Below are 26711 nucleotides of genomic sequence, written 5' to 3'. Positions count from 1 at the left end.
TGGTCTTGTGCCATATCTCATCTTGGGCTGCCCAAGCCGAGATACCTGTCCCCAATGGCTATTGCTGACCGGAGCGCAATACGGGGTCTGGCACGATCCTACGGACCGGATGAGCACCTAGCCATGCCGCGATCGGTACGGCGCAAAGCGTGAGCAACGCGGTGACGAGAAAAACCTGCGCTAGCCCGATCACATTGGCAAGCAGCCCCAGCAGCGGCGCGAACAGGCCGAGCGCCAAGTCGATGAAGGCCGTGTAAACGCCCATTGCGAGTCCTCGCGCCTCTACCGGTGCCCGAGCGACGGCCTCCATGCCGAGGCCCGGATACACCAGCGCGTAGCCGAAGCCCGCCATAGCAGACCCGAGAAAAGCGAGCCACGCATAGGGTGAAAGCCAGATGAGGGCGAGTCCCGCGCTGTGGATGGCGATGAAAATCATCGCGGTACGCGCGCCGCCGAGGCGATCCGGCAACGGACCGAAGAAAACACGCGCGACCATCAGGGCGACGGCAAATGCGGTGAAGGACAACCAAGCCGGTTGCCAACCGTGCTGGACAAACAACAGCACACCAAACGCCGTGATGATGCCGTAACCCAGGCTGGAAAAAGCCATCGCCACTCCAGGTATCCAAACCGCTTTCAGAACCTGCTTGATGGCCTTGCGGCTTTGCGGTTCGGGTCGAGCAGCGGGAATAGAGACGACCAACAACCAGGTTGCTGCAGCGCCGGCAAGTGTTGCCCATCCGATCGACACAAAACCGAAGGTCGTATACAGAAAACCCCCCAGGGGTGCGCCCAGGGCCAAGCCGACGAACATGGCCGTGCCGATCCACGCGATCATCTTGCCCACGCTGCCGGAGCCCGCGAGCGACAGGCACCAACTTTGCGCGCCAATCATGATGAAGCTTTCGGCGCCACCGAACAGCACGCGGCCTACGATCAGGATCGCGATCGACAAGATGGGGGCGCCAGAGACTAGCGTCGATGCAAGGTAAAGCAATCCAGCGAGTGCTGCCAATGCGACGCCCACCACTACAGCAAACTTGGGGCCCCGCAGGTCTGAAATCGTCCCAGACCACAGCCGACAAAGCAGCGCCACAGCGAACTGCGCACCCGAAACGAGGCCCACCGTGAATGCGCTGAAACCAAGATCTCCGTGGATATGCAGCGGCAAGGCGGGCAGTGCCGCACCCGTGACGAGAAATACCGCGAACACGCACGCCATCAAGGACAGCAGAGTGCGATCGATAGGCGAATCCGGAAATTGGGTGACGGTCACTCGCATTGACTTTCTGGCGGGCAAACCCGACCGCATCATGAAGCGGGCTCTTGCTTCTTCCCGGCAGGAAGGGTTGCCAGATGCCGCGCCAACGCTTCGCTCGCGCGGCGAGCTGTTTGCGCGTCCGTGCGCGCGGCCAGCACCTGGGTGAGCTGACGCAGTTGGCCCGCTGTGAGGCCCACGTTCATGCTGATGCGCATGTGCGCCTGCAATTGCGACTCGGCACCGCTCAGCGCCGACAGCATTCCCACTGTGGCCAGCTCGCGGCTTTTCCAATCGAGGTTGTCGCGCTCGAAGATGTCGCCGAACAGGTGCGTGCGGAGATATTCGTTCGCCGTGGGCGCGAAGTCGAACAACGGTCCTTCGACCGGACCGCCAGACAGCTTGGTCTGATTGGCCATCCCGGCGGCCAACAGTGCGTCACCCTTCGGGATCGGACGGCTGGGCGCGTTGCCTGGCGCATCCTCCATACCGCGCTGCTTGCGCGTCTCAAGCACCTTCATCAACTCGCCCAGCGCATTGAGGCTGCGCGGAAAGCCAGCATAGGCATAGAGTTGCACCAAGATTTCGCGGGCGTCGCTGACCGTCATACCGGCATCCAGCCCATTGTTCAATGCGGCATTCAGCTTGGCGATGTCGCCCGCCGCGCCAAAGGCCGCGATGGGCACGATGGCCTGTTGGCGGGCGGTGAGGGTTTCGGAAGCGTTGGATGCGCTGGCTGGCATCTGATTCATCTGTTTGATCTCCTGCGTATCGGCGGCCAGACTCGCCGCCGAGGCCAATCCCAGGACCAAGGCAAGCACGCCGGAAAAAAAAGGCGTCCTACGACGTTCAACGGGCGTTGTATTGCTCATCGGTGACTTTCTCCATCCATGTAACGTTCTTGCCATCCATCGTTCCTGTGACAGCCAAGTGGGTCATAGCGACCGCGGGGGCGGCTCCGTGCCAATGCTTGATCCCAGGCGGACACCACACCACGTCGCCAGGACGAATTTCTTGGATGGGTCTTCCCCATTCTTGCGTCAGGCCTACACCCGAAACCACCACGAGGCGCTGCCCTGCGGGGTGGGTATGCCAGGCTGATCGCGCGCCGGGCTCGAAGGTGACGAGACCGCCAGAGGCATTGATGTTCTTGTCGGCAGGCCAGACCGGATCGACCCGCGCACGACCGGTAAAGTAGTCCGCTGGCCCGACGACCGAAGATTGATCACCCGCGCGGGTGATCAGTTGGGCGCCTGCAGTTGTGGTCGCCTGAGGCTCGGCGGCCATGGCCACGACCGCCTGCAAGGCGGCAGCGCACAGAGCTATTCTGAAGAGAGAGTGCATGAAGATTCTTTCTTGATGGTGATGCAAAGCGGCTCAGCCGCGCGCAGGGCCTGCGAGGTATTGCGCGTCGATGACGTGCTCCATCCACTCGACGTTCTTGCCGTCCAATGCTTCCTGGATCGCAATGTGGGTCATGGCGGTGGTGGGCGAAGCCCCATGCCAATGCCGATGGCCAGGTGGGCACCAGATGACGTCGCCCGCACGGATCTCGACGATGGATTCGCCTTCGCACTGCGTCCAGCCACAGCCAGCGGTGACGATCAGCGTTTGCCCTTGCGGATGGGTGTGCCAAGCCGTGCGTGCGCCTGGTTCGAAGGTGACGGAGGCGCATGAGACACGTGCCGGCGCGGGCGGGTTGTTCAAGGGGTCGATACGGACCGTGCCGGTGAACCACTCGGCGGGCCCTTTGATGGAGGGTTCAGTTCCAGCGCGTTTGAGTTCCATAGTGAGTTCTTTCAATACTGAGGGTGGACAAGGTCTAGCGCGTCAGCCTTTCCCCGGCGACTTCGATGTGCGCGCTGAGAGAGCCATGAGCTCTCAATGCCTGAAGGTCGCCATCGATGTGACCGAGCCTGATGAGGCCAGCGGAGTACCCGAAATCTCGATAGAAGATGGCTAGATTTCCCCAGGGGGCGTAGTAGGCAATATCGCCAGACGAAGGCGTCACGCCTGCTGGTGCTCCGGCCGTAGAAATTTTCTTGGACAACTGCGCGATCTTCTCGGTGGAGGCGTAGTCTTCGAGGTCCAACGTCAGCGGCAACTGAGAAAGAAATTCGCGAGCAGCGGCACTCTCCTCCAGGGTCGCCGAGAGCACCTGACCGTTGATCGTTAAATGGATATTCATAGGACCAGTTCCTTGCCTCGAAGTTGCCGATAGCTGATGCGCAATGGGCGGATCACATCTGTTTCCTCTTGATATCAACAATGGTCTGCGCCGAAAAGTTCTGAAAATTCCTACCCGTCCTCATGGGCAGTTGCCCACTGGAAGGACGTTCGAAATTCACGCTCTCAACCAAGCCACACGCCCATATGAAACTGTATGGCGCGCATCATTGGTTGAGAAGACGGTGAAATTGAGATACGGTTGTGCAGGTAATTCACCAATGGCAAAAGAGAACCTTCACGACCTGCAAGCCTTCGTGACCGTGGCCCGTGAACGCAGCTTCACCCGCGCGGCCGCGCAACTGGGGCTGTCCCGCTCGGCGCTGAGCCACGCCATGCTGGCGCTGGAACGCCGCTTGGGCGTGCGGCTGTTGACACGCACGACTCGCAGTGTCTCGACAACGGAAGCCGGAGCGCGGCTGTTGGATACCGTTGCACCTCGGCTCGATGAAATCGAACTGGAGTTGGGCGCGCTCAGTGCCATGCGTGACAAGCCTGCCGGCACGGTACGCATCACTGCACACGACCACGCCATCGCCACCGTGCTCTGGCCTCGGTTGCTGCCCATGCTGCATGGATACCCCGATGTCAGGCTCGAATTCAGCGTGGACTACGCGCTCACCGATATCGCGGCGCATCGCTTTGATGCCGGCGTACGCATTGGCAACCGCGTTGACAAGGACATGGTTGCCGTGCGCATCGCGCCAGATCTGCGCATGGCTGTGGCCGGGTCGCCTGAGTACCTGGCCGGCAAACCGATTCCCACTACGCCCCATGATCTGATCAGTCATCGCTGCATCAATCTTCGTCTTCCCACTCACGGCAGCCTGTATGCCTGGGATTTCGAAAAGGATGGACAAGAACTTAACGTGCGGGTGGATGGTCAGACCATGTTCAACAACACATTTCTGATGCTCCAAGCAGCATTAGACGGTATGGGACTCGCTTACGTTCCCTTGGATCTGATGCAGCCGCATATTGCGGCCGGCCGGCTTGTGCCAGTTTTGCAAGATTGGTGGCCTCTGTTTCCCGGCTATCACCTGTACTACGCCAATCGGCGCCAGCTCGCACCAGCGCTGGCACTGGTGATCGAAGCATTGCGCTATCGCCGGGAAAAGCCAGCACGCAAGTCAAAAAAAATAGGCCCGTGACCTCTCAAGGACCATGGGGCCGCGCAGCACCACGCCAACAGAATTCATTCCACATTTTCCCTTGCGTCCAACGCGGCCGTGGCGAGTTCGGGGGCCGCGAGCTGCCCGTGCAACAGCTGTAGTCTTTCCAAGATCAGCGCTCCGTGGCACACCAGCAGTTCCCCCGCAGCCGTGATGCGCAGCCCCCGATGGTCCCGCACAAACAAGCGCTGGCCCAGCGCATCCTCGAGCGCGCTGAGCCTTTCACTCGCTGCTGAAATGGAGCAGTGCGCCCGTCTCGAGGCGGCGGAGAGCGAACCGGTCTCCGAGCACAGCACCGCCAGCCGCAGTGACACCAGGTCAATTTTCGCGAGATTGAATTGCATGCCGTGGCAGGCCAGATTCGAGAGCGCCTGGCCTGCCCATGCCCATCGGGAACGCTCGTGGTTTCTGAATGCGCACGGCTGCAGCGCTCACGGGAGGGGCGTTACAAATGGCGAGCCTCGGGGCACCCCATGCGCGGTCGAGGTCATCGGTTGCGCATCTGCCAGCCGGGCCTGAACAGCCTGGAACTAGCGGAGGCGGGAGATCCTGCCCATGCCGTTTTCTGACCTCTAGAAGGCAGGTACGCAGAAAAGCCATCTGATGCTCCATGCGGCGAAGCGCCGTGCGCCGATAAAAAATATTCTACGCCAAGTTTCGAACAAAAGTACCAGTTCCACTGTTTGAAACCACGAACCGAGATCGACATTGCCGACCAGGGCGGTCGGTAAGGAGGTGCAGCGCTTGCGATTTGACTAGCCTGTCACGAGGTTGTGCAGGATGTCGTCAGCCGCCCGCAGCGCGAATACGGTGGAACGAGTGAGCCCCCCCACGTAGGCCACCTGCTCCAAAACGCCGCCCTCCACGCCGCCAGCCGCACAGCCAGCCGCATACAAGCCAGTTATGGGCTCGTTCGACGGATTCAAAACGCGTCCCTCTGCATCGACGGCGATGCCGCCCATGGTGTACGTGATGCCGGCACACAGCTTTACAGCATAGAAAGGTGCTTGACGGATCGGCCACGGTTGGTGGCTACCGGCACTGCGCCGAGGCACGAGTGATTCTGTGGCGGCGGCATCCACCGCCGCGTTGTAGTTCGATACGGTCCGCTCCAACATCTCGGCCGGCAAGCCCACCTTCGCAGCCAGGCCGCGCAGGTCCGGCGCCGTGTGCAGAGTCCCTCCATTTGTAACTAGCGTTGGGTTGGCGGAAATCAAGTACTCGCGGCCCGGGCCGTTCCAGATCGCGGAGTCGAAGATCACCGTTGTGCCCAGCGGATCGATCTGGCGGGCGATGGCGTTCGCCATCGTCACGCCGCCTAGGCCTTCATCGAGAAATCGTTGAGCAGTGACGTCGACCACCACGCCTGCCGCGCACACCAAGTCCATCATCGGGAACGGCCACAGGTCGTCGTTTGTCATCGCCTCCTGAGCGAGCACATGCCCGTAGAAGCGGTCAAGGCCCGTGAGTTGCGCGCCGGCTTCGCGCGCCATGCACAAGCCATCGCCGTTGCCGGTGCGAGCGTTGCGCTGCATGAGCTTCTCAGGGGCGGGGCTGATGAATTCGCGCAGGAGGTCCAGGTTGGAGTGGAAGCCCCCGTCACAGATCACCACCGCACCTGCCGCGATCTCGATCAAGCTCGATGCCTGCTCAGCCCGAAGACCAACACACTTGCCGTCCTGCATCACGAGTTGCTTCGCGCGCGTGCCGCGGAGGATCTTTCCGCCCGCCTTCTCCAACTCACCAGCAAGGGTGCGCAGCATCACATCACCGCCGCGACCCTCCCAGTAGTTGCGGCCCTTGGTTGAGATGGGCGGTGCAAGCGTGTGCTTGCGGTACGACTCGTGGCCAACCTTGATGAAGCGCACACCCTTTTTTTTCAGCCATTGCGCAGCCTCACCGATGTCACCGGACAGCGCGTTCACCACGTCGTCGCGCGCGGCGTCGCCCATGCGCTTCACGATTGCGTCTCGGATGATCTTAGGGTCGTCCGCAACGTCCTGGTGCGCCACGTGGAAGGCGCCGCCCGCGATGCGCGTATTGCAGGGGTACTTGTCCTGCGAGCCCTGCTCCAGCACAACGGCTTTCACCCCCTGCTCGGCCAGCCGCAGTGCGCTGACCAGCCCGGCGATCCCGGCGCCGACTACCACTGCATCCGTTTCGATCCTGTTCATAAGTTTCCCGTTTTTCTATTGAGGGGCAATGCTAGGGAGGCAGCCCCCTTTCCGGTGCGACCGGACCCTTGAAGCACTTTCAACTACAGCTTGTGAATGCGGCGCGCAATTGCAGCCGTCGACTCCTATCCTTCGGGTCACGGTTCAATAATCAATACAAGGAGCAGCAAAGTGCGATTGAAGAACAAGATAGCGGTGGTGACGGGTTCGGGTTCCGGGCTCGGAAAATCCATCGCGACGCGTTTCGCCGACGAGGGGGCCACCGCCATCATCGTGGATCTGAACGAGCAAAGCCTGACGACGGCCGTCGCCGAGATCGAAGCTCGTGGCGGTAAGGCGCAGGGCTACCGCGTTGATGTGACAGACCAGCGCGCGCTGCGCGACTTCATGGAGGAACTCGTCGACACGCACGGCCGTATCGACATCCTGGTCAATAACGCTGGCATCACTCGCTACCGTGCTTTTGGCGCTGTGGGCCCCGAAGACTGGGACGCCGTGCTTGGCTTGGATCTGAAAGCAGTGTTCTTCTGCGCGCAAGCTGCATCCACTTACATGCTGCGCCAGCAATACGGCAAGATCGTGAATATCTCTTCCAGCTTGGGCACCGGCACCACGCCGCACGTGGGATCGCTGAGCGCCGGCGCCGCCGCGCCTTACGCTTCTGCCAAGGCGGCGGTGATCCAGCTCACTCAGATCCTTGCCCGCGAACTGGGGCCGAGCGGCATTAACGTCAATTGCGTGGCGCCGGGCTTCTTCCTCACACCGCTCACTGGCGCTGCGCGCACCCCGCAGGAGGTAGAAGAGCACATCCGCGTGCGCACCGAAGCGGCGGTACTCAAACGGCCGGGAAAGCTCGAAGAACTGGCGAACGCGGTGCTGTTCCTCGCCTCGGACGAGTCGAGCTTCATCACAGGCGAAACGATTCGCGTCGACGGCGGCCGCACTGACCGAATGTAGCGTGCCCTATGCGGGCGCGCGCCCTTGCAGGTCTGGGTGTGTGCTGAGAACGTGGTGGATGTAGTCCGATAGCACTCGAATCTTCTGCGGTACGTGCTTGCGTTGCTGCATGTAGATCGACCAGCTCAGATCTCCCTCGACCAATCCATCGAGGACAGTCTCGAGCCGTCCCGAGCGCAGGTACGGCGCGACGCGGTACATCGTGATGAGGCCAATGCCAGCGCCGCTCAGGATCGCTTCGATGAGACTGTCGCCGTCGTTGGTGACTAGACTCGCACGCACGTCGCTCACCACGACTTCGTCGCCGCGCAGCAAGCGCCACGGCCGCACGGTATTGGTGATCCAGCTGCGTAGGTCAATCCGCCGGTGTCGCGCCAGATCCTCGACGGCCAGCGGCCTGCCATACCGCTGAAGATATGCTGGTGAAGCTACGAGCACGAAAGGCGAAGTCACAACACGGCGGGCCACGAGGTTCGTGTGCGGCAGCGGATGCGGCAAGATGCCTAGGTCGATGCCCTCGCCCACGATATCGGGAATACGGTTCTGCACCAACAGGTCCACCGACACGCGCGGGTATTTTTCGAGGAAGCGTCCGATCGAGGGCGCGATGAAGCGCGACCCCATGCCTACAGGTGCCGCGAGCCTCACCGTGCCGACCACTTCCTGCGACGAGTCGCGCATGCGTTCTACCTCTGCATCGATCGAGCTGATCGCTGTCACACAGGTCTCGTAGAAGCTCTTTCCTTCCTCGGTCAAGCTGATCCTGCGCGTGCTCCGATTGAACAGACGCACGCCGGTCCACTCTTCCAGTTGCTTGACCTGGATGCTCGCGCCCTGCGGCGTGATGCCGAGTTCGCGCGCGGCGCGGCTGAAGTTGCCCGTCTGCACGATACGGATGAAGGTGGTGATCCCACGGACGTTCTGCATGGATGGCCTGGAAAGTTCAGTAGGAATGGCGACGAATGCAGCATACGCGCGCTTCTCGCGCCGCGTATTCGGGCAGTCACTGGTCTTCGCAGAGCATGTCAACCAGCATCGCTGCCTTCGGTAGACGATCAGCCGCGCGCAGTACTTTCAGCGCATCCCTAGCAGCCACCGCACCTCGCCATTCCTCGTAAGCCATGATGAACTTTGCTTCCACTTCTCCATCGGATGCGCGGTTCATCGCGTGTCCCTTAGGCCAGTCCTGTGCGCGTCTGAGGACGCTTCCATCGCGCGAGCGCACGGTGAAGCGGATCGCCAGTTTTTCAGGGAACTGCGCCGTGAGCTCCGATGAACGCACGACGCGCACCTTACGCGCGAGGGCGAGCGTGACCGGGTCGACCAACCGGTCAGGCGCGTACGTAGCCGCCGACAGTCGTCCGTCCATCAAGGCCGCCGCCACCGTGAACGGCAGGCTGTGATCGGCTGTCTCGCGCGTGGTCGGCGCCCAGCGCTGCGCATCACCTGCCACCATGTGGAACGCAGCGTCGTACGTTTCCACGTCGATGGATTCGACGTCCTCCGGCTTCAACTGTGCGCGGAGCGCAAGGATCGAGTCGATCGCTGCTTGCCCGTGGTAGCACACTGGATGCAGCTTTAGGTGCGTCTCGACAATGCGCGGTGCCGCGCGCTCGCCAACCGTCCAGTCGAAGCGGCCGACGACTTCAAAGAGGCCGCCTTCACCTTCGACCACTGCTGTGGGGCCAGCCACGCCTTCGGCAGCCAGCATCGCAGCGAACACTCCGTTTCGCGCACCGTTCGGACCCGCGCAGCCCTTCCACTCCGACAGCGTGCCCTTGCGCACGTTGTACAGATGCACGTTCGGTGCGAGCGCGAGGGCGATGGCTTCGCCGATCCGTTCCTCGCTCAGCCCCAGCAAGCGACCGACTCCGGCCGCGGTGCCCACCGCCGCACACGTCGCCTGGTCTACGCCATGATCGCGCAAAGCCACTGCGTCGCACAGGCCGCAATACAGCTCGTAGGCCACCACTAGCGCCGCGGTCAGCGCCTCACCACTGCGGTCCATGGCCTCAGCCGTCGCGACCAGCGCACCAATCATGTCGCTCGGGTGACCGGCGTTGCGGCTCATGTATGTGTCGCTGAAGTCGAGGTAGCGCAGGGTCGTGCCGTTTGCAAAGGCCGCCATCTCGAGCGACGCGCACTGGCCGCTACCCCATAGCCGCGCGTTCCGCGGGCCCGTAAAGCGACTCGCGAAGCCGCGGATGTGCTCGCAGAAAGGCTCACGGTACGCCGCGATCGCGCTGGCCGCCGCATCTACCAGCCGCAGCCGGCATTCGTGCAGGCTATGCGCGTCAAGGGATCCGAGCTTGAAGGCGTGGGAGTAGCGCGCAAGCCGCTGTGTGGTCAGGTCCATGTGCTCTTTTTCCTGGATGGTGATCGACCCGTCCGAGGTCATGCCCTTCCGAGCCTAGGGGCACAGCCGCCTCGCTTGAACGAAAGCGGATTGACTGAGTTTCAACGCCAGATTGACAATCAAGCTCTAGGTTTCACCAATCGAAACCTATACTGACAATCAGAACCAATCCGAAAGCAACCGCCCTGTCGGGTGCTTTTTTCAGGTCTAGGAGACACAATGCAGACACGCCCCCCCTCCGCCGCCGGAATCACCCGCCGGTTCGTCCTTTCTGTGCCAGCCGCCTTGGCTATCGCCACCTTGGGCGGCCCGGCCCTGGCGCAGGGGCGCTACCCGACCAAACCGGTCACGCTGCTTGTGGGTTTTCCGCCGGGCGGCTCCACGGACTTCATCGGCCGCTTGCTGGCACAAAAGCTGACCGAGGTACTCGGCCAGTCAGTCGTGGTGGAAAACAAGGGCGGCGCAAACGGCCTGCTCGCGGCCAACGCCGTAGCCGCCGCTGCCCCAGATGGCTACACGCTCTTGCTCACCTCTATGGGCATGACGACCAATCCGTATTTGTACAAGAGGACGCCGCGTGACCCGGTGAAAGACTTCACCTCAATCGCCATGCTCGCGAGCGTTCCCAACGTGATCGTGGTCAACCCATCGCTGCCGGCCAAGGACCTGAAAGATCTCCTCGCACTGGCCCGCTCGCGAAGCACCACCGCCCCCCTCACGCTCGCCACCACAGGCAATGCGGCGCCTGGCCACCTCGCAAGCGAACTGCTGCAGCGCGCCGCGAAGGTGAAGTTCGAATATGTCGCGTACAAGGGGTCGGGGCCAGCACTCACCGACATCATGGCGGGCCATGTCGATATGTCGCTGCCCACGGTCGTGGCGGCCGCGCCGTTCATCCAAAACGGCAAGCTACGTGCGATTGCCGTCACCGGCTCCAAGCGTTCAGCCATGCTGCCGGACGTGCCGACCATTGCAGAAGCAGGCCTGAGGGAGCTATCCACGGGCTCTGGGTGGTATGCGCTCATCGGGCCGGCAGGCGTGCCCAAAGACGTCGTCGAGCTCCTGAGCTCAGAGTGCCAGAAGATCATGGCGAACCCCCAGGTACGCGAGCGGTTCGTCGCCAATGGCGCCGATCCGATATTCCTGAACCCAATCGAAATGTCTTCGTTCGTTGCACGTGATTTCAAGAACTGGGGCGAACTGATCAAGGCGGCCAACATCAAAGCCGAAGAATGAAGGACTTCTAACCATGCCGACACTCTCCTCCTCGGTTTATCCGGCCACCGCGCCGGCCGATTGCCCCCCCCTGGAAACCGCAGTAGTCCGCTTCATCCAGGAATTCGACATTTCCCATGTCACCCCCCAACTCCGGGTACTGGTCAGCCGCGTGATGCGTGACCAATTTAGCTCGCAGGTTGGCAATTCACGGTTGCCCTGGTCGCGTCAAGTGCGTGCGATGGTCGATGCGCACCACGTGCCCGGTGCGAGCCGCGTGATCACGAGCGAACGCACAATGAGCGCGCAGGACGCGGCCTTCATCAATGCAACGTACGCACATGGCTTCGAATACGATGAGGGCCATCGGCCCAGCAACAGCCATCCGGGCAGTTGCGCCGTCGCGACCGCCATCGCTGTGGGCGAAGAAGTGGGCGCCACATTGGACGAAGTGATTGCCGCCATCCTCATGGGGTATGAGATCTATGCGCGCATCGGCGTGCTGGGCGCACCAGACTTGATGCAGCGCGGCTTCCACCCAGCCGCCATGCTCGCAAGCTTCGGCGCGGCCGCAGTCACGGCGAAACTGCGAAAATTTGATGCCGAGACGACACTGCATGCGCTTTCCATCGCGCTGAGTCACGCATCGGGCGCGGCTGAATACAGTTCTACGGGTGGCTCGATCAAGCGAGTGCATCCCGGCATCGGCGTGCGTGGCGGCATGATGTCCGCTGCGCTCGCCCATGCCGGCATCACCGGTCCGCGCGCATTCCTCAGTGGGGTCAAGGGCTTCTACAACGCGTTCCTGCAACGCGCGCCGGCCACTGACGCGGCAGACCGCTTCAGCTTCTCAGCAAAATTCGAGATCCTGCGCGGCGGCTACAAGCGCTACTGCTGCTGCGGTGCCAACCACGCGGCGATCGACATCCTTTCGGCTTATGCGGGTCGCCTCGCGGACATCGAGAGTGTGTCGCTACGCATCCCAAAGCTTGCCAACACCATGGTCGGGTCGGTCAATAGCAACGCGTACACACCAGGGAACATCGAGCAGGTGCAATTCAGTCTGCCGGTTCAGGCCGCCTTCGCGCTACTTGGCCTCGGCAACGGCTACCAGTCGCACATGGACTATCTCGACGGCAAGCTTGACATGGACCAAGTGCGCAGCGCCGCGCGGAAGGTCAAGCTGGTGGAAGCGCCCGAAATGGACAAGCTGTACCCTGGCAAATTCGTGACGGAAGCGACTGTCACCTTCCTCGACGGCGCAACCGAGACTCACTTCGTCGAGAACTCTCTCGGCACACCCGACAACCCCATGAAGGAAGACGCACACGACGCGAAGTTCATGGAGCTCACGTCTCCCGTGCTCGGCGAGCAACGCGCTCGTGCGCTGCTCGCCATCCTGCACGAACTACCAACGACCCTGGCGCCCTCACAGCTGACGATGATGGGCGCTGTCCACGAGGCCGCCTAGCATTTCTCAGGCATCGGGCGAGTCAGCCACCTTGGCCCGAATTGCTGGTTCCGCGCGACCTCGTAATCGTCCCACCATGAGCGCGCCTGCCTGGCGCGGCTTCCGCGCGAGCTTGTCGGGCCGGCAACTTTTGCTCACACACCGCCCGCCCTGACCTGCACGCCGGCCCAGCGCTCGTAGTGCGTGATGAGCCGCGTGATGTCGTCTTGCGGATCCCCAAGGCGAGCGGCCAGGCCATAGAGGAGCCGCGACTTCTCGAGAATCCAGGCCGTAACACCGAGCTCCCGTGCCGCATCACTTGCGAGCTCCAATTCGCGCAGCGCCTCGCCGAGCAGCAAACCATGATTGAATCGCCGCGTCGCCACCTGCTGCGGAATGATCCGTGCGCTGGCAGCATTTTTACCAGTCTCGATGCCGAGAATGCGCGTCATCGTGAGCGGGTCCAGCCCCGCCTTCGCACCGGCCACGAACACCTCGCAGGTCACCGCGAACAATGTGGCGGACAGCGCGCCATTGATCTGCTGCGCGAGTTGCGCATCGCCGCCCCGGCTCGAAACGCGAAACACGCACCCCGCAAGCGCCTCCAACAAGGGGGCGGCGCTTTCCAGCGCGCCGGCCGGCCCCGAGACAATCACTGCTGCTGTGCCTGACTCGATGTCCTGCGGAGTACCCGCGATAGGCGCGTCGAGGTAGACGTCGTTTTCGCCACGGCCCTGCGCAAGCGCGAGAGCATGCGCAGGCTGCAGCAGGCAGGTATTGACTACCACCCGCCGGCTTTCAGCGCGAGGCAGTGCCTGGATGACGGTGCCGCAATCCATGTCTCGTTCTACGCATACGACCGTGCAAAGCCTGCCGCCCACTGGCGGCGCAGGATGCAACTCTCCAGCGATGACGACGCGCCAGCCGACGGCGCGCAGCCGCCGCGCAAGCACAGGGGCACGGCGCACGGTGCATACGAGCACGTGGTCCTCGAACGGCAAATCCGGGGCGGCGTCATCGACTGGAAAGGATTCCGATTTGGGGCGAAGGCACACCTCGACATCGGCGAGCGGTTCCAAGTAGGTGATGAGCGAGGTGCCGTCGCGATCGGCGCCGCCCTGCGAGACAGCAAAGTTCCACACCTGGCGCACCTGCTGGCCGATCCACATGGGAACGCCGAGCTCTTCCGATTCCTTTATGGTGAGCGACGTGTCCTTGGCCGTAATCGCCATGCGAGCGCCGAAGTCAAAGCGGCGGGGAAGCACCGAACTCGGGAACTTGTTGCGCGTAGCACTGCTGCTCGCCTCGCCGGCATTGATGATCTCCAGCAGTACCTGCGGATCAAGCCCGCCCTTGGCTCCCAAGATGAATGCCTCGCACGACGCCGCCATGCCCGTCGCGGAGAGCAGGTTGTTCAATAGCTTGAGCGTCTGGGCCTTGCCGTTGCGCTCGCCTAGATACAGCACCTCGGCCGAGGCCAACTCGCGCATCACGGCTTCTGCCTGCTCGAAGGCGGGCAGCGGCCCCGAACACATGATTCCCAGTCCGCCATTGCCGGCCGTGACCACATTCCCAGTGATGGGCGCGTCCAGCATCATGATGCCGCGCTGTCGCAACTCGCCCGCCAGCTCTTGCGCGAAGTGTGCACCGGTGGTGGAGAAATCGACGAGGGTGCCAATCGCGCCACCCTCGAGCAGGCCGTCCTTGCCCAGGACTACACGGCGCAGGACGTCCAGCGACGGCAGGCAAGTCATGACCAGCTTCGCTTCGGAGGCAATGACGCGGGCGGACGCGGCGCCCCGGCCGCCGGCCGCGATGACCGATTCCACGGCCCGCGTGTTCACGTCGTGCACAAGCACGCTGTGCCCGAGCGACGCAAGGCGCCTAGCCATAGGTGCGCCCATCGCGCCGAGGCCGATGAACCCGATGGCGTCGCGTACGGCTGCGGGATGAGTCGTCATGGGCACCCCACTTGAACTTTGATGGAAAAGATAATAGCATCAGTTTCGTTTATTGCTACCAATTCCAATCAATGGAACTAACTGGCATTAAGATTGAACGACATAGATTTCCAGAATGCAGGAATCCGAATGCAATTCAACCGTCTTGTGCGCCCTGCACTTCTCTTTCTCTCCCTGGCACTGAGCGCCACCGCACTGCAGGCTCAGTCGTACCCCTCGCGGCCGATCCGCATACTCGTGGGCTTCGCGCCTGGCGGCGCGACCGACCTGATCGCACGCCTCTACGCGCAGCAGCTCAAGGAAGCGCTGAACGCAACTGTGATCGTGGAGAACAAGGCCGGCGCATCCGAGCTCATGGCCATCCGAACGCTCATGTCCTCACCGCCCGATGGCTACACGCTGTGGCTTGCGGCCGGCAGTTCGCTCACGATGGGCCCTGCAGTCCGCAATGACCTGCCGTATGACCCGGCGAAGGACTTCACGCAGATCGGCTTGATCGCCACGGCGCCCGGTGTGTTCTTCGTCCACCCATCCGTGCCGGTGCGCACCATGGCAGAGCTGATCGCTTACACGAAAGGCAACCCAGGCAAGCTGAACTACGGCTCGGCCGGCGTGGGCTCCTCCAGTCACCTGCAGATGGAGTACATGCTGAAGGCGGCGGGCATCTCAATGACGCATATCCCGTACAAGGCGGCCAACGAGTCGGTTCAGGCGGTGGCAGGCGGATTGGTGCACGTGGGCCTTGCGCCTGCGCAGTCGGTGGTTGTGCTGGCCTCAGACGGTAAGGTTCGCCCGATCGCAGTGACCAGTACGACGCGCCTCAACGCCCTGCCCAACGTGCCGACCATGGCTGAGGCCGCCACGGGTGATCTCAAGGGGATGAGCGGCTACACGTTCTATGGCCTCGTCGGCCCGGCAAAAATGCCGAACGATATCGTCTTAAAGATCAACGCTGCGATCAACAAGATCTCGGTCATGCCCCTCGTGACCGAGAAGATGCGCGAAGGATTTTCGGCCGAGCCTGCGACCAGCACGCCCGCAACGTACAAGCAGCACGTCGACAAGGAACTCGCCAAGTGGCGAGAAATCGGGAAATCCATCAAGACCGATGGGGGAAGCTGACCCATGGAGTGCGATCTGGTAGTGGTCGGGGCCGGCATCTCCGGCCTTGTGGCGGCGCTACGGGCAGCGCAGGGCGGTCGGCGCGTGCTAGTCCTGGAAAAGCTTAGCGAAGATCGCTATGTCTGCAACTCGCGCCTGACCACAGGCGTATGGCATTGCTGCGCGATGGACCTCCTGAGCGAGCCGGAGAAGCTCGAGGCACGCATCATGGAAGTCACTGGCAACTACGCCCGCCTCGATCTGGCGCGGGCTGTGGCCAACGACGGCGTGCGTTCGGTTCGCTGGATGCAGAAGGCTGGCGTGCGCTTCATGAAGGGCCCGTTCGACTACCAGAGCTTCGTTCTGTCGCCTCCTGCTCTGACCGCGCAGGGTAGGCAATGGGAAGGCCGAGGCGGCGACGTGATGCTGCGCACGCTCGAAGCGGAGCTTGCGAAGCTCGGCGGCCGTATCCTGCGTGGCCACCGGGCGACACGGCTCGACGGCAGCGGCGAAACAATTCAAGGCCTCTCCGGCAAGACGGAAGCGGGCGCCTCCTTCAGTGTGCAAGCGAGTGCGGTCGTCATTGCCGACGGTGGCTTCCAAGCTAACACCCAGCTGTTGCAAGGTGCCGTGACGCCTCACCCCGAGGCGATCTTCCAGCGCAATGCGCGTACCGGCATGGGGGACGGTCTTGCGATGGCCCGCAACGCCGGCGCGCAGATCACCGATTTGCGCGGCTTTTACGGCCACGTGCTTTCAGCCGACGTGTTCAACAACGACAAGCTCTGGCCCTATCCGTACCTCGACTACGTGATCGGCGCGGGACTCATCGTCAACCGCCACGGCAGACGATTCACCGACGAAGGCCGTGGCGGCGTCGCAGTCGCCAATGCGATGGGGGCTGGCGAAGATCCGTCGGGCAACATCGTGATCGCCGACTCTCGCATCTGGAATGAAAGCGGCACGCAACGCTTGCTGTCTCCAAACCCCACCCTGGTCAACAACGGCGGCACGCTGCACCGAGCGAACTCCATCGCCGAACTCGCAACCTTGTGCGGGCTCGACCCCGTAAGTCTGGTCGCGATGATTGACGCCTACAACGCCGCACTGAAAGCAACCAGGGGCCTGGAACTCTCCCCTCCGCGCTCGGCGGGCAAGCAGAAACCAGTGCCGATCGAAACGGCACCGTTCTACGCGATACCCGCGTGCGTCGGTATCACGTACACCATGGGCGGCATCGCGATCAATGCAGCGGCACAGGCACTCGCGGTCGACGACTCGCCGATCCCCGGCTTGTACGCGGTGGGATGCGCTGCCGGAGGGCTGGAAGGCGGTGAGAAATGTGGATACGTGGGCGGACTCGTGAAATCGAGTGTCACCGGCCTGCGGGCGGCAGAACACTTCCTCCAGGTTTCAGCGTGAACGTAGAAATCAATTCGCATCCGCACCTTTTCGACAACCGCCGCTAGCGCACAGATATTCACCTCTACCGTACCCGCTGTCTCCGCTCTGTGGATTCCGGTGACCGGAATTCACGTTCGTGACTCCGGCGATGTGCAGCATCCTGCCACGCGACCCGTTCGGTAGCCCCAAGCTCTCGCGAACATCGCCGCGAGAACCCAATCCGGAATTCCCTGGCGCAACCCGCCGCAATAGTCACGACTCCGCACATCTCGGCTGAAGACCATTGCGTTGATGGTACGGGTGCCGCCGAGATCTCTGTCGCGATGCCGGCAGAGACGCCGGTACGAATGAGAGTGGCATTGGCCCGGTTTCGTCACGCCAGTTCACGCGCCTGGAATGGAACAGCATGACCATCCGGCTGGGGCCCACATCTGAACGGAAAAGCCGCCGGCGGCTGGGCCGGCTTCCAGCCGCAGCACCAGGACGGCAGGAGCCTCTCTGAGGCAGCTAGCTATCACGCATCCCGCAGAACCGCCTCCACGACGATATAGTCAAAGATGGAGAAAAATCGCAATACGCTAGGCATTGCTACTTCGGAAGGAGCATGTCCACAATCACGCGCACCATCTCGACGTAGCTGCGCAGGATTAACAGTAGGAAGGCCGCCGCCCCGATGGCGACCGGCACGGCCCACAGTGAGCCTGAGATGAACCAGACGATGGGGCCGAGCAGCAGTACGGCGAGAGCAATGCCATTGGCAACAAGGTCGCCGCGCTTCACCAGGAAATGGAGCGTGCGGTACTGGTTGTTGGGATCTTCCATGTCGTTTTCCTCGATTCTCTTTGTTGTGGGCTTCGTTGAAGAAGTTCAGTCCAGCTTGAGGTTCAGGCGCTCGACCAACTCACTCCAGCGGTCGCGCTCCCGGGTCAGGAAGTTCGCGAATTGTTCAGGCGTTCCGCCTTCGACCGTAGTGCCTTCGTTCTTGAGCTGCGCGCCATATTCCGCTGATTGCAGAACGCGGTTCACGTCGCGATTGATCGTTCCCACGGTAGACGCGGGCGTGCCGTCCGGCACGAGCAGGCCATAGGCGAGCGACGACTCGAATCCTGGCAGAGTTTCCGCGACCGTGGCGACATTCGGCAGCAGCGCCAGACGCTTGCGGCCCGTCACCGCGATCGCGCGCACACGGCCACCCTTGACCTGCGCCGCTGCCGAGGGCGCACTGTCGAAGAACAGTTGGATTTCGTTGGCAATGAGTGCTGTGTTGGTCTGCGCGTTGCCCTTGTACGGAATCAGCGTGAGATCGATCCCCGCCTTGACCTTGAGCATTTCGCCCGTAAGGTGCTGAGTCGTGCCTAGCCCGCCGGATCCGTAGTTGATGGCTCCCGGCTTTTCCTTTGCAGCCTTGATGAGGTCGGAGAGCGTCCTGAATGGGCTCCCTGCCGGCACGAGCAGTACCAAGGGCGCATCCATTAGCTTCACGACCGGCGTGAAATCCTTCGCTTCATAGGGCAGCTTCTTGTAGATCAGCGGGTTGATCGCGATCATGGGATGCGTCGCGAAGAGGATGGTATGGCCGTCAGGCTTCGCGCGCGCCACCGCCGACGAGGCCACGCCGCCGCCTGCGCCAGCGATGTTTTCCACCACCACTGGCTGCATCCACACCTGCCGCAGCTTGTCGGCCAGAAGACGCGCCTGCATGTCCGAGCCGCCACCCGGCGGGAACGGCACGACGAGCCGCACCGGACGCAAAGGGAAGGTGCTGGGCTGCTGTGCCGACACCGCGGTGACCACCAGCGCCGCCGAGAGCGTAGCAGCCAGTACCCGCAGTTCGCGACGCACCAGTTTTTTCCAATTCATTTCCGTCCACTCCTATCGGTTGCTTGTTCCGCTCACTGTGGCGCCGTCGCATCGCGTAGCTGACCGCCGGATGCGGCGACGCGCTCGAGCAGCGCGCTGGGTTTCCAGCGCTTGCCGTAGAGCCTGTGCCACTCGCGCGTCTGCACAAGGATCGCGGGTGCACCGACCGAATCTGCCCAGAACATCAGACCGCCGCGGTGACGTGGAAAGCCAAAGCCATAGAGCCACATCACATCAATATCGCTGGCCCGATAGGCCTTACCCTCATCGAGAATGCGGCAGGCTTCGTTGATCGATGCGAACAGCGCACGCTGCAAGATTTCCTCGTCGCTGAAGGTGCGCTGCACGATGCCGAGCTCCTTCGCCACCTCGGCAATCACCCGCTTGACCGCCTCGTCAGGATGCGGGGTACGGTCGCCTTCGGCGTAGCGATACCAACCCGCACCAGTCTTCTGCCCCTTGCGGCCCATTTCGACCATGCGATCAGGAATATGGAGCTTGCGATACTCCGGATCGGCCGCCGCGCGGCGCTTGCGGCCTTCGTAGCTCACATCCAGGCCCGACATATCGTTCACCGCGAACGGCCCCATCGGGTAGCCGAATGCGACCATGACGCGGTCGATCTGCTCTGGCAGCGCGCCTTCCTCGAGCATCAACATCATCTCGGTCATCATGGGCGTGCGACTGCGGTTCGCCGCAAATCCGTCGCAGGAACCGGCCACTGCCCCCACCTTTCCGAGATCGCGCGCCATCTTCATGGTGCGCGCGATCGTCTCGATCGGCGTTGCGCTGCCGCGAACGACTTCGCACAACCTCATCACGTTGGCAGGCGCAAAGAAGTGTGCACCAGCGACGGCCTGCGGGCGCTTCGTCGCGTTGGCCATGATGTCGATGTCGATGGCCGATGAATTGGTAAGAAGCAACGCGCCTGGTTTCATCACCTCGTCGAGCCTGGAGAACACCTCCTGCTTCAGATCGACCCGCTCGAAGACAGCCTCGATCACTGCGTCACAGTCGCCGATGTCCGCATAGTCGGTGACGCCACGAATCTTGGCGAGACGCTCGTCCATCTGCGCCTGAGTGATGCTGCCGCGCTTCACACTCACCCCGTAGTTTTCCCGAATTCTCTTGATGCCGCGATCCAACGCCTCCTGACTCATGTCGAGCACTTTCACTTCGACCCCCACGTCAGCGAACGCCATCGCGATGCCCCCCCCCATGGTCCCGCCACCGACGACGGCGGCCGAGCGCACCGGCGACGGGGGAACGAGTGGCGACGACCCAGGGATCTTGGCAGCCTCCCGCTCGGCAAAGAACGCGTAGCGAAGCGCTTTGGCCTCATCAGAGTTCTCCAGCTCCTTGAGGAATTCGTGCTCCAAGGCCAAGCCCTGATCGAAAGTACTGGAAGTAGCTGCCTCGACCAGCGCCAGAGCCCGCTCTGGCGCCTTCAGATGGCGTGACTTGCGAGAAAGCGATTTGCGTGCGTCTTCGAACAGCGCGGCGAGTTCATCGGCAGGCAAGGGTCTCCGCACCTCGGCCTGCGTACCGGGCAGCGGACGTGCCGACGCGATGCGCAGGGCGTACCTGACTGCTGCCGAACGCAGGGCGGGCTCGTCCACGATTTCATCGAAGATGCCGAGACGCAGGGCTTCGGCCGCCTCCACATGGCGGCCGCTCACGATCATGTCGAGCGCAGCCTTCGGGCCAATGAGGCGCGTAAGACGCTGCGTGCCGCCGCCGGCCGGCACGATGCCAAGCGACACCTCCGGAAGGCCGACCCTGGCGCCCGGAGCGGCAATGCGATAGTGACACGCCAGCGCATGTTCAAGGCCGCCGCCGAGCGCGTAACCATGGATCGCCGCGACGACAGGCTTGCCGCTCCCCGCGATGGCGGCTGCACTCGTTCGCGTGGAAACGGGGCGTGCTCCGCCGAACTGGCGGATGTCGGCGCCCGCCATGAAATTTCGGCCGACACCAATGAGAACGAACGCCTGTACGGCCGGGTCCGCATTGCCGATGGCAAGCGCATCCATGATGCCTTCGCGGACGCCCGAGCCTAGGGCATTGACAGGCGGATTGTCGATGGCGATCACGCCGACCCCATCTTCAACTGCGTACTTAACGGTCTGCACTTCGCTCATATGTCTCCTTCAACATCACGTCCGCGCCACGTTGCGGCGTAAGAACGGATCGTATCACTGTTCCGACAACAAGCACCGATTCCACTGGATGAAACCATAATACTCCAGATCGAGTTACGTTTTTGGTTCCATTCATCGGAACTGATTTCATTTTGTTGACATGATGCGCGGCTCCGCATAAATTTGCGTTCCATGAACGACACGCTTCCCGCTTCGCCCCCTGCAGCCTGCACACTGACCGTGACCTGCCTACCAGGTGGGCGTACTTTCGAGGCCACCTCGGAGGAAACCATCCTCGACGCCGCGCTTCGCCAGGGGTTGCTGCTGGCCCACAGCTGCCGCAACGGCGCCTGCGGCACCTGCAAGACCCGACTGGTGGAAGGCCAAGTCAACTACCAGGTACACCCCATCGCCCTCACCCCCGAGGACGCCGCGTCCGGCTATGCCCTGCCGTGCCAAGCCAGGGCGCGCACGGCCGTCGCACTCGAATGCAGCCCAATCAGCGTCGATGCCGCCACGCCGATGCGGCGCCTGGTCACACGCGTGCAGTCGCTCGATAAGTTGGCACCCGATGTGATGCGCATCCGCCTCAAGATGCCAGTCAACGGAAACTTCGCCTTCTACCCCGGCCAATACATTGACATCGTGATGAGCCCGGCGATACGTCGTAGCCTGTCAATCGCGAACTCACCCAACGAAGACGGGTACATGGAGCTGCACCTGCGCAACTACGGCGGGCCGTTCAGCACCCACGTGTTCAACACAATGAAGGTGGGCGACCTGATCCGGGTCGAAGGGCCGCTCGGCACTTTTTTTGTGCGGACCGATAGCGAAAAGCCCATCGTCTTCGTCGCCAGTGGCACAGGTTTCGCGCCAGTCAAGGCAATGATCGAAGACCAGCTTCGCAAAGGTCGCGCCCGGCCGATGTCACTCTACTGGGGAGGCCGTCGCCCAGCAGACCTGTATCACCATGAACTGGCCCGCGCTTGGGCCGCCGATCACGGCATCGACTATGTCCCAGTCGTTTCGGAAGCACTGCCCGAAGACGCGTGGACCGGCCGCGTCGGTTTTGTGCACCAGGCTGTGCTGCAGGACTTGTCGAGCCTGGCAAGCCATCAGGTCTACGCATGCGGCGCACCCATCGTCGTGGAGTCGGCTCGACGCGACTTCACATCGCTTCGTGGCTTGCCTTCGACCGAGTTCTATGCCGACGCCTTCCTGCCGGGTGCGACCCCGGCGGTGAACAAGTGATCCGCTCCAACCGCCCTCGAACCTGAGGCCACACCCCGTCATGAAGCCGATCCGCAATCTCATCGCCGCAGCGGCTGTTTCCGCCTGCGCACTGCCGGCCCTTGCCGACACCTACCCTGCGCGCCCGATAAAGATGATTGTCGGGTTTGCGGCCGGCGGCACTACCGACGCCATCGCGCGCTTCTATGCGCAGAAAATCGGCGAGGAACTCGGCGCATCCATCGTGGTGGACAACAAACCCGGTGCGGGCCAGATGCTCGCTATCCGGTCGACCCTTGGCGCGGCGCCGGATGGGTACACCATCTACATGGGAACCGCCAGCGCCCTGTCGCAGTCCCCTGGCTTGCGCAAGTCCATGCCGTACGACCCCCTGAAAGACTTCAGCATCATCGGGCTGGTCGCCAGCGCGCCCGGCGTCCTCGTCGTCAGCCCTCAGTTGCCAGTACGCAACCTGCGCGAACTGGCGAATCTTGCGAGCGCGAAGGAAGGCAAGTTCAACTACGGCTCATCAGGCGTCGGGGCCTCAAGCCATCTGCAAACGGAGTACCTACTCAACCTCACTGGCATCCGGATGGAGCACATCCCATTCAAGGCCGATGCGGACATCATGCGCGAGATATCGGCCGGAACAGTGCAGATGGGCATCGCGCCGATCCAGGGGGCACGGGGCTCCATCACGAGCGGCAAAGTCCGCGCACTGGCCGTGACAGGCACGCGCCGCATGGCTGCATTGCCAGACGTCCCCAGTTTGACCGAATCCGACTTCAAGGGGCTCGACGGCGTGGACCCGTACAGCTACTACGGCCTGCTTGGCCCTGCCGGGATGCCGCCCGAAATCGTGGCGAAGCTCAACAACGCCATCAACCAAGTGTCGCGCAAACCCGACGTCGTCGGCCACGTGCAGCAGCGACTCTATGCCGAGCCCGCAGCGGGCAGCCCCCAAGCCTTCCGCGAATACATCCAACGCGACCTGGCGAAATGGCGTGGATTCGCACGCCACGTGGTCCTTCCCGATCAATAAAAGTTCCGACCATTGGAACCGGTATTGACAAACAAAACCTGTGCTAAACTAAACTTAACCATCGGAGTGTTCTCATGATCTATACACGAAGCGGAGCAGACGCACTGTCTAAGCGCATCGACATCGTCTCGCCTGGCACTGGCAACAAGCATTGGGGCACCACGTACTTCGGTCCTCGAAGCTCCAACAAAGAAGCGACGGGCCCTCAGGCCACCATGTCCGAGCTGCAGGCCAACGAGTCGGTCGTGCCGCACTTCCACGGCGTTTCGATGTTCCAGTTGTTTATTGCCGGCTACGGCACTATCGGCAACCAAGGCAAGGAACTGAAGCCGCTGACGGTGCAGTTCAAGGACCACCACACCGCCTACGGCCCCATCGTCGCTGGGCCTCAGGGTCTATGCTTCGTGGCATTGCGCATGTACACGGGCAACTCTGAGCCGGTCTACCTCTCCGAGCCAGGCTATCGCGACCGACTAAAGCCCAGCAAGCGCCGCAACCTCACGTCTCCGCAGGTTCACTTCTCCATCGAGCCGGTCATGCAGCACCGTACTGAAGTGGCATGGGAAACCTTGCTGGAAGCCGATGACGGCATGCATGCACAGGTCGTGCGCCTCGGCGCGGGCATGAAGGTGCAAGGTCCCGACCCGAAGGTGGCGGGCGGCTATTACATCTTCGTGGGCAACGGCAGCATCGTGCACAACGGTGAAACGCTACCAAAATGGTCAATGGTCGTGGTCGAGAACAACGAACAGGAGTTCGAAATTCGAGCAGGCGACCAAGGCCTCGAAGCCTTGGTACTGCAGTACCCACGCGAAGAGTCCTAATCGGCCCAGGGCTTGCCAGCTTGCCTGGCAAGTCCTGCGTCGGTTATGCGCAGGCCTCGGTCCGCCCCAATGCGCGGTGCCCTCAGCATGCTGTTACGGCTCCTAATGAAGAGCCCCGGACCAGCAAATGCCCCCGTCTTCGAGAACTTGACGTGGCAGGAAATCGGCCTCTGACTGCGCCTGATGTCCGAGCGCATCAGACTACCAAGCTCTGCCCTGTTGCGCATAGCCCAGAACCTGCAGATAAGAGCACTACCTAGCGCAGGTAGACGAACAGCAGCACCGCCCCCCATTTTCCGCTTTACGCCTCTGGCTGACCCGGAGCACTGAGCATTCACAAAGTGGTGCGTCTAGTGATGCCCAGGCGAACGAAGATGATGGGGTGATGCCGTGGCGTCTCAGATAGCCAACACAGAAGGACGCATGTGCATCGGCGAGGTTGCAACCGCATGTCCGTTGCTCAGCTTGGTAAGCAGGTCCCCAAATTTTTCGGGTGCCAGGCTCACATCTGCCGACCAAGAAAGCATTGCGGCTTCTTGCCCGACCGGTCACGAAGGAAAAGCGTGTGCAAGTCCTAGCGCAGATTTAACTCATCGTCATCCACGACAAGGGATTCACGCTCTTGCACGGCGAATGGGTGGTCAGCGTGCCTGTTGGCGCGGCGCCATCTCGGGCGCCGAGACAACCGATTGCATTGCTGCGCCGGGCTAGCCCCCTTTCGCGTGAAGGAAAAGTTCATGCCACTGGCGCTGATGGCAAGCCGCCACAGATTCTTCGCGCCACCACGGCGGGGCTTTGCGTCCAGTGCTACCACGCGGGTCGAAATCTGGGCGTCCTACACGCGCATCAGTACCGACTTGGTTTGCGTATATGCGTCGATCGACTCTGCGCCCATCTCGCGCCCGAACCCGGATTGCTTATAGCCACCGATGGCCATGACGGGATCGGATTCAGCGTAGGTATTGATCCAGACGCGCCCGGACTTGATAGCGCGCATCATCCGGTGCGCCCGCCCGATGTCACGCGTCCACACAGCGGCCGCCAGCCCGTACGGAGTGTCATTGGCTTTGGCGACGGCGTCCATCTCATCCTTGAACGCAATGACGGAAAGCACCGGTCCGAAGATCTCTTCCCTCGCGATTGTCATGTCATTTGTCACACCGGCGAAGATGGTCGGCTCGACGAAATAGCCTGCAGTGCCGATGCGCGACCCGCCCAAGACCAGCTTCGCCCCCTCTCGCCGACCGGCCTCGACATAGGAAAGCACCCGCTCCATCTGCTTCGCCGAGATGAGCGGTCCCAAATCCGTATCGCCCGAAAAGGGCGAGCCCACCTTGTAGCGGGACGCAACCGCCGCGACACGCGCGACCACCTCGTCGTATACGCTTTCATGAACGAGCAGCCGCGTCCCTGCAGAGCAAACCTGACCGGAATTCCTACAGAACGCCAGTGCCGACGCCTCGATCGCTCGGTCAAGGTCGGCATCTGGAAAGATGATGTTGGGTGACTTTCCACCCAACTCCAGCGTCGCCTTCTTCATGTTGCCGGCCGAGGCCTGCAGGATGCTGCGGCCTACGGCTGTGGACCCCGTGAAGGCGATCTTGTCTACGTCGGGATGCGCCGCCATGGCGGCGCCGACCACCGCACCATCACCCTGGACTATGTTGACGACCCCGTCGGGAACCCCCGCTTCCTGGATGAGCTCGGCGAGCCGCAAGGTCGTCAATGGCGATTGTTCTGCAGGTTTCAGCACGGCGGTATTTCCGCAGGCCAGTGCGGGCGCGAGCTTGCTCGCAGCCATCACGAGCGGAAAGTTCCAAGCGTTGATGAGCGCGCACACCCCCATTGGCTCACGCACCATGTAGATGAAACGTGAATCGTCGCTGGCATTCGTAGTCCCGTAGATCTTGCTCGTCCATCCCGCGTAGTAGCGGAAACGCTCCGCAGTGCCCGCCACCTGTGTTCGGGCGAAGCTCAACGGCGCGCCGATGTCCAGCGATTCGAGCGCGGCGAGTTCCTCGGCATGCACCTCGATCGCATCGGCGATCCTTTCTAGGTAGCGCCCGCGCGCATGGGGCGAGATGCCGGACCAGGACGGCCTGTCGAATGCACGCCGGGCCGCAGTGACTGCAGCATTGACGTCTCGCTCGTCGGCCTGAGCCACCTCGGCCAGGCACGCCTCCGTCGCGGGGTTGATCGTCTCGAAGGTTTTTCCGGATGCGCTCTCGATCCAGCGACCATCGACCAGGAGTCGCTTCTTGCCCGCCCCGATCCACTCGAGTGCTTGTTGCTGGCCAGATCTTTCGGCCTTCTCGATATTTTCATTTCCTGACATTTTTA

The 26711-nt window shown here is 62.3% G+C and carries 23 protein-coding genes; 9 read left to right on the top strand and 14 right to left on the bottom strand.

Translation table 11 applies throughout. The features are described 5' to 3' along the window. Nucleotides 1-58 precede the first annotated feature (58 nt). Genes AC1RGU_RS03555 through AC1RGU_RS03535 form a run of 5 tightly spaced genes read right to left on the bottom strand, consistent with a single transcriptional unit; the run spans nucleotide 59 to nucleotide 3446 of the window. Entirely contained in the window at nucleotides 59-1282 is a 1224-nt protein-coding gene (locus tag AC1RGU_RS03555; RefSeq protein WP_492694763.1) for an arabinose transporter, read from the bottom strand. 29 nt (nucleotides 1283-1311) lie between these two features. Next, a complete protein-coding gene (locus AC1RGU_RS03550; protein WP_492694761.1) occupies nucleotides 1312-2130 on the bottom strand; it encodes a carboxymuconolactone decarboxylase family protein in 819 nt (272 codons plus the stop codon). Beyond that, nucleotides 2108-2602: a (R)-mandelonitrile lyase gene (locus tag AC1RGU_RS03545; protein ID WP_492694759.1), complete on the bottom strand. Its 495-nt coding sequence runs from the start codon at nucleotides 2600-2602 to the stop codon at nucleotides 2108-2110. Before AC1RGU_RS03545 ends, AC1RGU_RS03550 begins: the two co-directional genes overlap by 23 nt. A gap of 33 nt (nucleotides 2603-2635) precedes the next feature. After that, entirely contained in the window at nucleotides 2636-3046 is a 411-nt protein-coding gene (locus tag AC1RGU_RS03540; RefSeq protein WP_492694757.1) for a (R)-mandelonitrile lyase, read from the bottom strand. Nucleotides 3047-3080: 34 nt separating this feature from the next. Continuing rightward, a complete protein-coding gene (locus AC1RGU_RS03535; protein ID WP_492694755.1) occupies nucleotides 3081-3446 on the bottom strand; it encodes a cyclophilin-like fold protein in 366 nt (121 codons plus the stop codon). Nucleotides 3447-3705: 259 nt separating this feature from the next. On the opposite strand from AC1RGU_RS03535, the gene AC1RGU_RS03530 reads away from it, so the two are divergent. After that, nucleotides 3706-4635, top strand: coding sequence for a LysR family transcriptional regulator (locus tag AC1RGU_RS03530; RefSeq protein WP_492694753.1), 930 nt, complete (start codon nucleotides 3706-3708; stop codon nucleotides 4633-4635). Between the two features lie 44 nt (nucleotides 4636-4679). Here AC1RGU_RS03530 and AC1RGU_RS03525 read toward each other — a convergent pair whose 3' ends face one another. Next, a complete protein-coding gene (locus AC1RGU_RS03525; protein WP_492684961.1) occupies nucleotides 4680-5000 on the bottom strand; it encodes a LysR family transcriptional regulator in 321 nt (106 codons plus the stop codon). A gap of 411 nt (nucleotides 5001-5411) precedes the next feature. Next, entirely contained in the window at nucleotides 5412-6830 is a 1419-nt protein-coding gene (locus AC1RGU_RS03520) for an FAD-dependent oxidoreductase (protein ID WP_492694751.1), read from the bottom strand. 171 nt (nucleotides 6831-7001) lie between these two features. On the opposite strand from AC1RGU_RS03520, the gene AC1RGU_RS03515 reads away from it, so the two are divergent. After that, a complete protein-coding gene (locus AC1RGU_RS03515) occupies nucleotides 7002-7787 on the top strand; it encodes an SDR family NAD(P)-dependent oxidoreductase (protein WP_492694749.1) in 786 nt (261 codons plus the stop codon). 6 nt (nucleotides 7788-7793) lie between these two features. Here AC1RGU_RS03515 and AC1RGU_RS03510 read toward each other — a convergent pair whose 3' ends face one another. Both AC1RGU_RS03510 and AC1RGU_RS03505 read right to left on the bottom strand, forming a co-directional pair. Then, on the bottom strand, nucleotides 7794-8714 hold the full coding sequence (locus tag AC1RGU_RS03510; RefSeq protein WP_492694747.1) for a LysR family transcriptional regulator: 921 nt from the start codon (nucleotides 8712-8714) through the stop codon (nucleotides 7794-7796). 76 nt (nucleotides 8715-8790) lie between these two features. Then, nucleotides 8791-10185: an MmgE/PrpD family protein gene (locus AC1RGU_RS03505; protein WP_492694745.1), complete on the bottom strand. Its 1395-nt coding sequence runs from the start codon at nucleotides 10183-10185 to the stop codon at nucleotides 8791-8793. Between the two features lie 177 nt (nucleotides 10186-10362). On the opposite strand from AC1RGU_RS03505, the gene AC1RGU_RS03500 reads away from it, so the two are divergent. Both AC1RGU_RS03500 and AC1RGU_RS03495 read left to right on the top strand, forming a co-directional pair. After that, nucleotides 10363-11379 carry a Bug family tripartite tricarboxylate transporter substrate binding protein gene (locus AC1RGU_RS03500; protein ID WP_492694743.1) on the top strand — a complete coding sequence of 339 codons (1017 nt, stop codon included), beginning with the start codon at nucleotides 10363-10365 and terminating at the stop codon, nucleotides 11377-11379. 13 nt (nucleotides 11380-11392) lie between these two features. Further along, nucleotides 11393-12829 carry an MmgE/PrpD family protein gene (locus AC1RGU_RS03495; protein ID WP_492694741.1) on the top strand — a complete coding sequence of 479 codons (1437 nt, stop codon included), beginning with the start codon at nucleotides 11393-11395 and terminating at the stop codon, nucleotides 12827-12829. A 134-nt stretch (nucleotides 12830-12963) separates the two neighbouring features. On the opposite strand, the gene AC1RGU_RS03490 is transcribed toward AC1RGU_RS03495, so the two are convergent. Continuing rightward, the gene (locus tag AC1RGU_RS03490) at nucleotides 12964-14769 is read right to left on the bottom strand and encodes an NAD-binding protein (protein WP_492694739.1); all 1806 of its coding nucleotides are present in this window, start codon (nucleotides 14767-14769) and stop codon (nucleotides 12964-12966) included. Between the two features lie 129 nt (nucleotides 14770-14898). Between AC1RGU_RS03490 and AC1RGU_RS03485 the strand changes: the two genes are divergently transcribed. After that, nucleotides 14899-15891 (top strand): Bug family tripartite tricarboxylate transporter substrate binding protein, encoded by a 993-nt coding sequence (locus AC1RGU_RS03485; RefSeq protein WP_492694737.1) that lies wholly within the window; start codon nucleotides 14899-14901, stop codon nucleotides 15889-15891. A 3-nt stretch (nucleotides 15892-15894) separates the two neighbouring features. Continuing rightward, on the top strand, nucleotides 15895-17292 hold the full coding sequence (locus AC1RGU_RS03480; protein ID WP_492694735.1) for an FAD-dependent oxidoreductase: 1398 nt from the start codon (nucleotides 15895-15897) through the stop codon (nucleotides 17290-17292). 570 nt (nucleotides 17293-17862) lie between these two features. Here AC1RGU_RS03480 and AC1RGU_RS03475 read toward each other — a convergent pair. Genes AC1RGU_RS03475 through AC1RGU_RS03465 form a run of 3 tightly spaced genes read right to left on the bottom strand, consistent with a single transcriptional unit; the run spans nucleotide 17863 to nucleotide 21275 of the window. Beyond that, nucleotides 17863-18096: a hypothetical protein gene (locus AC1RGU_RS03475; RefSeq protein ID WP_492694733.1), complete on the bottom strand. Its 234-nt coding sequence runs from the start codon at nucleotides 18094-18096 to the stop codon at nucleotides 17863-17865. A 45-nt stretch (nucleotides 18097-18141) separates the two neighbouring features. Next, a complete protein-coding gene (locus tag AC1RGU_RS03470; protein WP_492694731.1) occupies nucleotides 18142-19134 on the bottom strand; it encodes a Bug family tripartite tricarboxylate transporter substrate binding protein in 993 nt (330 codons plus the stop codon). Between the two features lie 32 nt (nucleotides 19135-19166). After that, on the bottom strand, nucleotides 19167-21275 hold the full coding sequence (locus AC1RGU_RS03465; protein ID WP_492694729.1) for a 3-hydroxyacyl-CoA dehydrogenase NAD-binding domain-containing protein: 2109 nt from the start codon (nucleotides 21273-21275) through the stop codon (nucleotides 19167-19169). A gap of 192 nt (nucleotides 21276-21467) precedes the next feature. On the opposite strand from AC1RGU_RS03465, the gene AC1RGU_RS03460 reads away from it, so the two are divergent. The 3 genes from AC1RGU_RS03460 (at nucleotide 21468) to AC1RGU_RS03450 (ending at nucleotide 24371) form a co-directional block, all read left to right on the top strand. Continuing rightward, the gene (locus AC1RGU_RS03460) at nucleotides 21468-22526 is read left to right on the top strand and encodes a CDP-6-deoxy-delta-3,4-glucoseen reductase (RefSeq protein ID WP_492694727.1); all 1059 of its coding nucleotides are present in this window, start codon (nucleotides 21468-21470) and stop codon (nucleotides 22524-22526) included. 40 nt (nucleotides 22527-22566) lie between these two features. Then, nucleotides 22567-23547 carry a Bug family tripartite tricarboxylate transporter substrate binding protein gene (locus AC1RGU_RS03455; protein ID WP_492694725.1) on the top strand — a complete coding sequence of 327 codons (981 nt, stop codon included), beginning with the start codon at nucleotides 22567-22569 and terminating at the stop codon, nucleotides 23545-23547. Nucleotides 23548-23621: 74 nt separating this feature from the next. Next, nucleotides 23622-24371: a hypothetical protein gene (locus tag AC1RGU_RS03450; RefSeq protein ID WP_492684945.1), complete on the top strand. Its 750-nt coding sequence runs from the start codon at nucleotides 23622-23624 to the stop codon at nucleotides 24369-24371. Nucleotides 24372-25206: 835 nt separating this feature from the next. Here AC1RGU_RS03450 and AC1RGU_RS03445 read toward each other — a convergent pair. Beyond that, nucleotides 25207-26706: an aldehyde dehydrogenase family protein gene (locus tag AC1RGU_RS03445; protein WP_492694723.1), complete on the bottom strand. Its 1500-nt coding sequence runs from the start codon at nucleotides 26704-26706 to the stop codon at nucleotides 25207-25209. Nucleotides 26707-26711: the final 5 nt, after the last annotated feature.

The sequence above is a fragment of the Variovorax sp. GW823-FHT02B07 genome, assembly GCF_058797695.1.
This window is presented reverse-complemented; position numbering and strand designations above follow the sequence as displayed.

Bases quoted from the DNA above. Each gene is read 5' to 3' on its own strand.
- AC1RGU_RS03555 (WP_492694763.1), bottom strand. From the start codon at position 1,282: ATGCGAGTGACCGTCACCCAATTTCCGGATTCGCCTATCGATCGCACT.
- AC1RGU_RS03550 (WP_492694761.1), bottom strand. From the start codon at position 2,130: ATGAGCAATACAACGCCCGTTGAACGTCGTAGGACGCCTTTTTTTTCC.
- AC1RGU_RS03545 (WP_492694759.1), bottom strand. From the start codon at position 2,602: ATGCACTCTCTCTTCAGAATAGCTCTGTGCGCTGCCGCCTTGCAGGCG.
- AC1RGU_RS03540 (WP_492694757.1), bottom strand. From the start codon at position 3,046: ATGGAACTCAAACGCGCTGGAACTGAACCCTCCATCAAAGGGCCCGCC.
- AC1RGU_RS03535 (WP_492694755.1), bottom strand. From the start codon at position 3,446: ATGAATATCCATTTAACGATCAACGGTCAGGTGCTCTCGGCGACCCTG.
- AC1RGU_RS03530 (WP_492694753.1), top strand. From the start codon at position 3,706: ATGGCAAAAGAGAACCTTCACGACCTGCAAGCCTTCGTGACCGTGGCC.
- AC1RGU_RS03525 (WP_492684961.1), bottom strand. From the start codon at position 5,000: ATGCAATTCAATCTCGCGAAAATTGACCTGGTGTCACTGCGGCTGGCG.
- AC1RGU_RS03520 (WP_492694751.1), bottom strand. From the start codon at position 6,830: ATGAACAGGATCGAAACGGATGCAGTGGTAGTCGGCGCCGGGATCGCC.
- AC1RGU_RS03510 (WP_492694747.1), bottom strand. From the start codon at position 8,714: ATGCAGAACGTCCGTGGGATCACCACCTTCATCCGTATCGTGCAGACG.
- AC1RGU_RS03505 (WP_492694745.1), bottom strand. From the start codon at position 10,185: ATGACCTCGGACGGGTCGATCACCATCCAGGAAAAAGAGCACATGGAC.
- AC1RGU_RS03500 (WP_492694743.1), top strand. From the start codon at position 10,363: ATGCAGACACGCCCCCCCTCCGCCGCCGGAATCACCCGCCGGTTCGTC.
- AC1RGU_RS03495 (WP_492694741.1), top strand. From the start codon at position 11,393: ATGCCGACACTCTCCTCCTCGGTTTATCCGGCCACCGCGCCGGCCGAT.
- AC1RGU_RS03490 (WP_492694739.1), bottom strand. From the start codon at position 14,769: ATGACGACTCATCCCGCAGCCGTACGCGACGCCATCGGGTTCATCGGC.
- AC1RGU_RS03485 (WP_492694737.1), top strand. From the start codon at position 14,899: ATGCAATTCAACCGTCTTGTGCGCCCTGCACTTCTCTTTCTCTCCCTG.
- AC1RGU_RS03480 (WP_492694735.1), top strand. From the start codon at position 15,895: ATGGAGTGCGATCTGGTAGTGGTCGGGGCCGGCATCTCCGGCCTTGTG.
- AC1RGU_RS03475 (WP_492694733.1), bottom strand. From the start codon at position 18,096: ATGGAAGATCCCAACAACCAGTACCGCACGCTCCATTTCCTGGTGAAG.
- AC1RGU_RS03470 (WP_492694731.1), bottom strand. From the start codon at position 19,134: ATGAATTGGAAAAAACTGGTGCGTCGCGAACTGCGGGTACTGGCTGCT.
- AC1RGU_RS03465 (WP_492694729.1), bottom strand. From the start codon at position 21,275: ATGAGCGAAGTGCAGACCGTTAAGTACGCAGTTGAAGATGGGGTCGGC.
- AC1RGU_RS03460 (WP_492694727.1), top strand. From the start codon at position 21,468: ATGAACGACACGCTTCCCGCTTCGCCCCCTGCAGCCTGCACACTGACC.
- AC1RGU_RS03455 (WP_492694725.1), top strand. From the start codon at position 22,567: ATGAAGCCGATCCGCAATCTCATCGCCGCAGCGGCTGTTTCCGCCTGC.
- AC1RGU_RS03450 (WP_492684945.1), top strand. From the start codon at position 23,622: ATGATCTATACACGAAGCGGAGCAGACGCACTGTCTAAGCGCATCGAC.
- AC1RGU_RS03445 (WP_492694723.1), bottom strand. From the start codon at position 26,706: ATGTCAGGAAATGAAAATATCGAGAAGGCCGAAAGATCTGGCCAGCAA.